General features: G+C 59.6%; 9 protein-coding genes. 3 read left to right on the plus strand and 6 right to left on the minus strand.

The genetic code is table 11. The features are described 5' to 3' along the window. Positions 1–69: 69 nt before the first annotated feature. The 5 genes from MnOB_RS22610 to rplM form a co-directional block, all read right to left on the minus strand. Positions 70–852: a cytochrome c1 gene (locus MnOB_RS22610; RefSeq protein WP_077526507.1), complete on the minus strand. Its 783-nt coding sequence runs from the start codon at positions 850–852 to the stop codon at positions 70–72. Beyond that, complete coding sequence (locus MnOB_RS22615; RefSeq protein WP_077526510.1) at positions 852–2,063, minus strand: cytochrome b; 1,212 nt, start codon at positions 2,061–2,063, stop codon at positions 852–854. The genes MnOB_RS22610 and MnOB_RS22615 overlap by 1 nt, the downstream gene beginning before the upstream one ends. Next, positions 2,063–2,656, minus strand: coding sequence for a ubiquinol-cytochrome c reductase iron-sulfur subunit (gene petA, locus MnOB_RS22620; RefSeq protein WP_077526511.1), 594 nt, complete (start codon positions 2,654–2,656; stop codon positions 2,063–2,065). The genes MnOB_RS22615 and petA overlap by 1 nt, the downstream gene beginning before the upstream one ends. Before the next feature lie 254 nt (positions 2,657–2,910). Beyond that, entirely contained in the window at positions 2,911–3,303 is a 393-nt protein-coding gene (gene rpsI / locus MnOB_RS22625; RefSeq protein WP_069082320.1) for a 30S ribosomal protein S9, read from the minus strand. Positions 3,304–3,318: 15 nt separating this feature from the next. After that, positions 3,319–3,747: a 50S ribosomal protein L13 gene (rplM, locus tag MnOB_RS22630; protein ID WP_016490991.1), complete on the minus strand. Its 429-nt coding sequence runs from the start codon at positions 3,745–3,747 to the stop codon at positions 3,319–3,321. Positions 3,748–4,022: 275 nt separating this feature from the next. Between rplM and MnOB_RS22635 the strand changes: the two genes are divergently transcribed. After that, positions 4,023–5,060: an NADP(H)-dependent aldo-keto reductase gene (locus MnOB_RS22635; RefSeq protein WP_077526513.1), complete on the plus strand. Its 1,038-nt coding sequence runs from the start codon at positions 4,023–4,025 to the stop codon at positions 5,058–5,060. A 48-nt stretch (positions 5,061–5,108) separates the two neighbouring features. On the opposite strand, the gene MnOB_RS22640 is transcribed toward MnOB_RS22635, so the two are convergent. Beyond that, complete coding sequence (locus tag MnOB_RS22640) at positions 5,109–6,248, minus strand: acyl-CoA dehydrogenase family protein (RefSeq protein ID WP_077526515.1); 1,140 nt, start codon at positions 6,246–6,248, stop codon at positions 5,109–5,111. A 151-nt stretch (positions 6,249–6,399) separates the two neighbouring features. Between MnOB_RS22640 and MnOB_RS22645 the strand changes: the two genes are divergently transcribed. Together MnOB_RS22645 and MnOB_RS22650 are read left to right on the plus strand one after the other, a co-directional pair. After that, positions 6,400–7,398, plus strand: coding sequence for a GlxA family transcriptional regulator (locus tag MnOB_RS22645; protein ID WP_077526517.1), 999 nt, complete (start codon positions 6,400–6,402; stop codon positions 7,396–7,398). Between the two features lie 211 nt (positions 7,399–7,609). After that, positions 7,610–8,575, plus strand: a complete 966-nt coding sequence (locus tag MnOB_RS22650; RefSeq protein WP_077526519.1) for a hypothetical protein — start codon at positions 7,610–7,612, stop codon at positions 8,573–8,575. The last annotated feature ends 142 nt before the right edge of the window (positions 8,576–8,717 follow it).

Consider the following 8,717-nt stretch of genomic DNA (forward strand, 5'->3'; position numbering starts at 1 on the left):
AAATTCAGGGGCAGAAAGAAGCGCGCGCCCAATAAGGGCGCGCGCTTCTTGCAAGAGTGCAGCAGTGTATCAGTGCACGTCCTTCCAGTACTCGCGCTTGAGCAGGTAGGCGAACACGAAGAAGAACGCCAGGTACAGCAGTACGTAGGTACCGATGCGCTGGCTTTCCAGCTTGACCGGGTTGGCGGAGTAGGCCAGGAAGGTCACCAGGTTCTGGACCTTCTCGTCGAACTCAGCTTCGGTCAGCTTGCCGGTCTTCGGCACTACGGTCAGCTGATCGCAGGCTTCATGGGTCAGCGGAGCACCCGTCAGCGGATCGAACTGCTTCTTGCCGTCCTCAACCGCTTGAACCTGCTTGCAACCAACGACCTGGCGACCTTGCAGGCTGACCAGGACGTTCGGCATGCCGACGTTCGGGAAGACCTTGTTGTTCACGCCCCACGGACGCGCAGGATCTTCATAGAACGAACGCAGGTAGCTGTACAGCCAGTCCGTGCCACGCACGCGGGCAACCAGGGTCAGGTCCGGCGGAGCAGCGCCGAACCAGGTCTTGGCATCTTGCGGCTGCATGCCGATCTTCATGTGGTCGCCGATCTTGGCACCGGTGAGTACCAGGTTCTGCAGCATGAGGTCTTCCGGAATGCCCAGGTCCTTGCCCACACGCTCATAGCGCTGGAACTTGGCACTGTGGCAGCCCATGCAGTAGTTCGCGAAAGTACGCGCGCCGTCCTGCAAGGCAGCCTTGTCGGTCACGTCGATGTCGACCTTGTCCAGATGCACATCATGACCACCGGCAGCGAAGGAAAGAGCCGGCAGCGCAGCGAAAACAAATGCAGCAAATAGCTTTTTCATCAGCCTGTCACCCTTTCCGGTACCGGTTTGGTTTTTTCCATCCTTGTGTAGAACGGCATCAGGATGAAGTACGCGAAGTACAGGATGGTGCAGACCTGGGACAGCAGCGTACGGCCCGGGGTCGGAGCCAGAACGCCCAGTACGCCCAGAATGACGAAGGAGACGCAGAACACCAGCAGCCAGATCTTGCTCAGCCAGCCTTTGTAGCGCATGGACTTCACCGGGCTGCGATCCAGCCACGGCAGCACGAACAGCACGGCGATCGCAGCACCCATGGCGATAACGCCGAGGAGCTTGTCCGGTACCGCACGGAGGATCGCGTAGAACGGAGTGAAGTACCAAACCGGTGCGATGTGCTCAGGCGTCTTGAACGGGTTGGCCTGTTCGAAGTTCGGCTTCTCGAGGAAGTAACCACCCATTTCCGGGAAGAAGAACACCACGAAGCAGAACACGAAGAGGAACACCACTACGCCGACGATATCTTTCACCGAGTAGTAGGGATGGAACGCGATACCGTCCAGCGGAATGCCGTTCTCGTCCTTCTTCTTCTTGATGTCCACGCCGTCCGGGTTGTTCGAACCCACTTCGTGCAGGGCCAGGATGTGCAGCACGACCAGGCCGAGCAGGACGATCGGCAGGGCGATCACGTGCAGTGCGAAGAAGCGGTTCAGGGTGATGCCGGAAATCAGGTAGTCACCACGGATCCACTGGGTCAGGTCATCGCCCACGACAGGGATGGCACCGAACAGCGAGATGATCACCTGGGCACCCCAGTAGGACATCTGGCCCCAGGGCAGCAGGTAGCCCATGAAGGCCTCGGCCATCAGGGCGAGGTAGATCAGCATGCCGAAGATCCACACCAGCTCACGCGGCTTCTGGTAGGAGCCGTAGAGCAGACCGCGGAACATGTGCAGGTAGACAACGATGAAGAACGCCGATGCACCGGTGGAGTGCAGGTAGCGAATGATCCAGCCGTACTCCACGTCGCGCATGATGTACTCGACGGACGCAAAGGCTTCTTCGGCGGACGGAGTGAAGCTCATGGTCAGCCAGATACCGGTGAGGATCTGGTTTACCAGTACCAGCAGTGCCAGCGAACCGAAGAAGTAGAAGAAGTTGAAGTTCTTCGGCGCGTAGTACTTGCTCAGATGGTCTTCCCACATCTTGGTCGCGGGGAAGCGCGCATCGACCCATTCCATGAATTTGCTCATCAGGCCTTCTCCTGGTCCACACCGACGATGATGACGTCATCCGTCTCATACGAGTACGGCGGCACCGGCAGGTTGATCGGCGCGGGTTGCGCCTTGTAGACACGGCCGGCCAGGTCGTAGCGAGAGCCATGGCAGGGGCAGAAGTAGCCACCAACCCACTCGGCGCCCAGGTCAGCCGGGGCAACTTCCGGGCGGAAGGACGGCGAGCAGCCCAAGTGGGTGCAGATACCAACCAGTACCAGGATTTCCGGCTTGATCGAACGGCTGACCGGGTCCACATAGGTCGGCTGAACCGATGCCTTGGACTCGGGGTCTGCCATGCGGTCGTGGATCTTTGGCAGGTTCGCCAGGATCTCTTCGGTACGACGCACGATGAACACCGGCTGACCGCGCCATTCGGCGATGATCTGCTGGCCTGCCTCGACCTTGCTTATATTCACCTTGACCGGTGCACCCGCGGCCTTGGCCTTGGCACTGGGCAGCCATGACCCCACGAACGGGACCGCAGCCCCCACCGCTCCCGCCGCACCAACCACGGACGTGGCCGCTACGAGGAAGCGACGCCGGCCTGCATTCACGCCGTCATTGCTCATTCAGTCGTCTCCCATCAGCTTCTGTGGCCTGTTGTTCAGGCCTCTACTAAGTAAAAAATCGAGCCGCGCAAAAAATTCGCCAAATGGTAAAGAAAAGCCCCTTACCTGACAAGGTAATAGCCGGATACAAATAGCCCGAAAGCCTTGAATGGCGGGGGATTCGCACGTGCGACAAGCTGTCGCACGGACAAATTCTTCACGCATAAAAAAACGCCCAGCTCCGAAGAAACTGGGCGTTTTTCGCAAGCGTTGAATTAACGCTTGGAGTACTGCGGACGCTTACGCGCTTTACGCAGACCGACTTTCTTACGCTCAACTTCGCGAGCATCGCGAGTCACGTAGCCGGCCTTACGCAGCGAGCTGCGCAGGGTCTCGTCGTATTCGATCAGGGCGCGGGTGATGCCGTGGCGGATAGCACCAGCCTGACCGCTTACACCACCGCCAACGACGGTGACGTAGATATCGAACTTCTCGACAGTCTCGGTCAGCTCCAGCGGCTGACGCACGACCATGCGAGCGGTTTCGCGGCCGAAGAAGGTATCCAGGCTGCGGTTGTTGATGGAAATCTTGCCAGTGCCCGGACGCAGGAAGACGCGAGCGGTAGCAGTCTTACGACGGCCGGTGCCGTAATTTTGAGTCGCCGACATAATGAACTTATCCCGTTAAATCTTCAGTTCTTGGGGCTGCTGAGCGGTGTGCGGGTGAACAGCACCCTTGTACACCTTCAGCTTGCGATACATGTCGCGGCCCAGCGGGTTCTTCGGCAGCATGCCTTTGACCGCGGTCTCGATCACGCGCTCAGGGGCCTTGGCAATCAGCTTCTCGAAGTTGATTTCCTTGATGCCACCCGGGAAGCCGGAGTGCGAGTAGTACATCTTGTCGGTGGTCTTGGCACCGGTAACACGAACCTGCTCGGCGTTGATCACGACGATGTAGTCGCCGGTGTCAACGTGAGGGGTGTATTCGGGCTTGTGCTTGCCACGCAGACGGCTGGCAATTTCGGTGGCCAGACGACCCAGGGTCTGACCTGCAGCGTCGACGACGTACCAGTCGCGCTTAACAGTTTCCGGTTTTGCAGTAAAAGTCTTCATTCGCTATAGCCTCAGGGGCCGCCCTGAAAATAAGACGGCGGATCTTACTGAATAGTGCTCGCCCTGACAAGTCAGGGACAGCCGGAATCAGACGCTATCGGGGGCTCGGGTCAGCGCGTCCGCTACGGCAAAAGGTTTTTCGGCGGGCTAGGCATCCCCACCTTCCTTCTTCGCAGGCTAGGCATCCCCGCAAAGAAAGCCGCGGAATTATGCCGATTGCAGGAAAAAATTCAACCTGATTTCATGCATCCTTTACAAAAACGCAGGAGGCAGCGATGGAATACCGCCAACTTGGCCGCACTGATCTCAAGGTCAGCAGCCTTTGCCTGGGCACCATGACCTGGGGCGAGCAGAACACCGAGTCGGAAGCCTTCACCCAGATCGAACGCGCCAAAGGCTACGGCATCAATTTCATGGACACGGCGGAGATGTATCCGGTACCGCCCCGCGCGGAAACCTACAGCGCCACCGAAACCATCATCGGCAACTGGTTCGCCAGGCATCGTGACCGGGCCGACTGGGTGCTCGCAAGCAAGGTGGCCGGGCCGGGAAATGGCATCAGCCATATCCGTGGCGGCAACCTCAAACACAATCGCCAGCACATCACCGCTGCGCTGGATGCCAGCCTCAAACGCCTGCAGACCGACTGGATCGACCTTTATCAGCTGCACTGGCCCGAGCGCAGCACCAACTTCTTCGGTCAGCTCGGCTACCAGCACCAGGACGAAACGTTCACTCCCCTGCAGGAAACCCTCGAAGTACTCGGCGAGCAAGTCAAGGCGGGCAAGATCCGCCACATCGGTCTGTCCAACGAAACGCCCTGGGGCACCATGAAGTTCCTACAGCTCGCCGATCAGCTCGGCCTGCCACGCGCCGTTTCCATCCAGAATCCATACAACCTCCTCAACCGCAGCTTCGAAGTGGGCCTGGCGGAAGTGGCCATGCGTGAGCAATGCGGCTTGCTGGCCTATTCACCCATGGCCTTCGGCATGCTCTCCGGCAAGTACGAGAACGGCGCCCGCCCGGCCAATGCCCGGATCACGCTGTTCAGCCGCTTCACCCGCTACACGAACCCGCAATCCCAGTCCGCCTGTTCGCGTTATGTCCAACTGGCTCGGGAACACGGCCTGGACCCGGCGCAGATGGCTCTGGCCTTCGTCACCGCCCAACCTTTCGTGACCAGCAACATCATCGGCGCGACCTCCCTTGAACAACTCGAAGCGAACCTGCGCAGTGCCGAGCTGAAGCTTCCCGAAGGCGTCCTGGACGGTATCGCGGCGATCCACAAGGACCAGCCGAATCCGGCCCCCTGAAAACGAGAAAGCCCGGCAATTGCCGGGCTTCTTTTATTTCGCAGGGATTCACACCAGGGAGCGGGCGATAATTTCCTTCATGATCTCGTTGGTACCGGCATAGATCCGTTGCACGCGCGCGTCCGCCCAGGCTCGCGCTACCGCGTATTCCCACATGAAGCCGTAACCGCCGTGCAGCTGTACGCATTCGTCCAGCACCTTGCACTGCAAGTCGGTGCCCCAGTACTTGAGCATCGCGGCGGTCGGTACATCCAGCTTGCCCTGCAGATGCAGCTCCAGGCAGCGATCGACGAATACACGGCCAATCTGGATTTCAGTTGCCATCTCCGCCAGCTTGAAACGGGTGTTCTGGAATTCGGCGACCGATTTCCCGAAGGCCTTGCGCTCGCGGGTGTAGTCCAGGGTCCAGTTGAGCGCCGCCTCGGCCGAAGCCAGGGCTCCGATACCAACGGTCAGGCGCTCCTGGGGGAGTTCCTGCATCAGATAGGCGAAGCCCATTCCGGCCTGGCCCAGCAGGTTCTCCTTCGGTACTCGTACATCCTGGAAGAACAACTCGGAGGTGTCCTGGGCCTTCATGCCTACTTTCTCCAGGCGTTTGCCCTTTGCGAAGCCCGGAGTTCCAGCTTCGACCAGGAACAGGCTGGTGCCCTTGGCGCCCGCCTTCGGATCGGTCTTGGCCACAACAATGACCAGGTCGGCGAGGAAACCGTTGGTGATGAAGGTCTTGGAGCCGTTGATGACGTAATCATCGCCATCCAGCACTGCAGTGGTCTTCACACCCTGGAGATCGGAACCGGCACCAGGCTCGGTCATGGCGATGGCCGTCACCAACTCGCCACTGACGAGCTTGGGCAGGTATTTCAGTTTCTGCGCCTCGGAACCGTAGTGAAGGATGTAGGGCGCGACGATGTCGGAATGCAGGGAAAAGCCGATTCCGGTCAGACCCAGGCGGCCGATTTCTTCGATCACCACCGTGCTGTAGAGGAAGTCAGCGGCCATCCCGCCGTACTCCTCGGGGATATGCGAGCAGAGCATTCCGGCCTCGCCCGCCTTGTTCCACAGGGAGCGATCGATGTGGCCATCTTTTTCCCACTGATGGTGGTAAGGCACCGCCTCCTGCTCGAGGAACTTGCGCACGCTATCGCGGAATAGTTCGTGATCGGAGCTGAACAGGGTTCTTGGGATCATGGCATCACCTTGGAATGAACTGCTTGTCGTGTGGGGTTCGGAGGCAACCGACTCTAGGCCAGTCCCCTGCCCCGCCATACTGGACACTTAGGACAAAAAATAAGACGATCCAGCCGCAGAATGACCGCTTTCCCCTAATAAGAACAACACCATGAGTATTACGCAGTCCCCCAACCTTAGGCAGGTCAGCATCCTGGCCACCGACGGTGTTTTCGCTTCCACCCTGATGCAGGCCAAGGACTTCTTCCACATGGCCAGCCTGCGCTTTGGCAAGCTACAAGGCAAAGGTCTCACTCCCGCTTTCCAAACCCGCCTGGTCAGCCCTGACGGCCAACCCGTGCGCAGCTTCAGCGAAGTGCACATTCCGGTCGACGGCGCGCTGGATGATGCCGACATCATCGTCATACCGACCTTCTGGGGCGACTTCGATGCCCTACTCGCTCGTTATCCGCACGTCTGCGAGTGGCTGCGCGCGCGTCACACCGCTGGCAGCGCCATCTGCGGCGAAGCGTACGGCGTGTTCTGGATGGCTCAGGCAGGACTCCTGGACGGCAAGGAAGCGACTACCTACTGGCGCTTCTTCAATGAGTTCGCCGAACGCTTCCCCAAGGTATTGCTGAACCAGGACAAGCACCTTTCCGACGCGGACAACCTCTATTGTGCTGGCGGCGTCACCTCGGCCTGCGATCTCTACATCTATCTGATCGAGCGCTTCTGCGGTGCCGGTATCGCCCAGGCGGTTGCCCGCGACATCCTCTATGAAGTGCAACGCAGCTATACACCGGGCCGCATCGGTTTCGGCGGACAGAAGCTGCACCACGACATGACCATCCTGCAGATCCAGCAATGGCTGGAAGACCACTTCGCCGACAAGTTCCGCTTCGAGGACGTGGCCCGCGACCACGGCATGAGCATCCGCAACTTCATGCGGCGGTTCCAGGCAGCCACCGGCGACAAGCCCCTGCATTACCTGCAAAGGTTGCGCATCGAAACAGCGAAGGGACTGCTTTCGGGGACGCGCAAGAGCATCAAGACCATCAGTTACGAGGTGGGTTACGACGACGCCAGTTTCTTCGCGCGCCTGTTCCGTCAGCACACCCAGCTTTCGCCGAATCAATACCGACACCAGTTCCAGCAGAAAGGTGAATGAAACAAAGCCACGTACATGCGGCTCATCAACCGGACACTGCAACGATACCGCTGACGCTAGCCAGCAACCCCGCCTTTTCTGGCATCGCCATCCCAAGGATGGGTTGGCCCCCTGCCTCATCGCCCTATGATCGACCCATGCCCGAACGGGTTGCTCCGAACCCGCGCCGAAGCTCGCGCGGGAGGAAAACAACAAGAAAAGGTCCCTCGCCATGCGCCGCTATCTGCTTGCCCTGCTGGCCGCTCTCAGCCTCACCGCTGTGGCGGACGAAAACTGGAAACCCTTCCCCTACGACAAGGCCGCCTACGACTACTCCGGCGACAAGCTGCGTGAAGCCTGGCCGCGCCTGACCCGTGGTTTCGGCCCCAATTATCCCTACCCGGATGCCGACTGGGTGGTGACCATGGCCAGCCAGTATCCCAAGGCCCTCGAACTGACCGTGACCGGAAACACCGGATTCACGGGCAAGCCAGAGGAAGCCGAAGCCTATGCGGCGAAACTCCAGGATGTCTGGCGCCTGATGTTCCGTGGCGACTTCGCCCAGGCCAAGAAGCAGGGGCTCGCACTAGGTGTTGGCGGCCAGGTGCCGGCGATGTTCGCCCAGGTGGTCTACGCCATGTTCCTGGTGCCGGACCAGGGGGAGAAACATCGCCTGCTGGAGGAAGTGATCCGTTATACCGATGAAGCCGGCGACCTGGTCAAGGCAGACGTGGTTGCGCAGTTCGGCCGCGCCTATGCCAAGGCGCGACTGGGTGAAGAGTTGCCAGTGCCCGTCGTGCTCAAGCGCGGCTATACCAGCCAGATCCCCGAAGAACTGGATGCCCTGTTGAAGACGCAGCCAGGGCAACCCTTCGCCCTGGCCCTCTACGGCGGGTACGAAGCCGGGGTGATCCGCAAGGTTGGCAAGCTGGTAGGCAAGATGACCTACGGGGTCAGCTCGGACAAGATGGAACAGTTTTTTGCCCGCTCCTTCAAGGCCACCGATGACCTGCCCATTGGCCACTACGAATACGCCAACGCCCTGGAGTACGTGTATGGCGAAGACGAAGAAGCCAAGGCCCTGGAGCACCTGAGAAAGGCCGCGGCAATCAAGCCGATCAACGCCATGGAAGCCCTGGAAGTGGCTCACGCGCAGCGACTGCTAAAACAGCAGGAGCAGAAGCTGGCGCAGAACTGACACACCCGCGCAAATGAAAAAGGCTGCCTTTCGGCAGCCTTTTTTGTATGCATTGTCCCGTCCTGAATAAGGTTTACACCTTTGCCCTTATTTTCAGGAGCGCTCCATGGCAGAAGGTGTACGACGTAGCCAGCGCGATTAC

Source organism: Metapseudomonas resinovorans (assembly GCF_002003485.1).
Taxonomy (GTDB): Bacteria; Pseudomonadota; Gammaproteobacteria; order Pseudomonadales; family Pseudomonadaceae; genus Metapseudomonas; species Metapseudomonas resinovorans_D.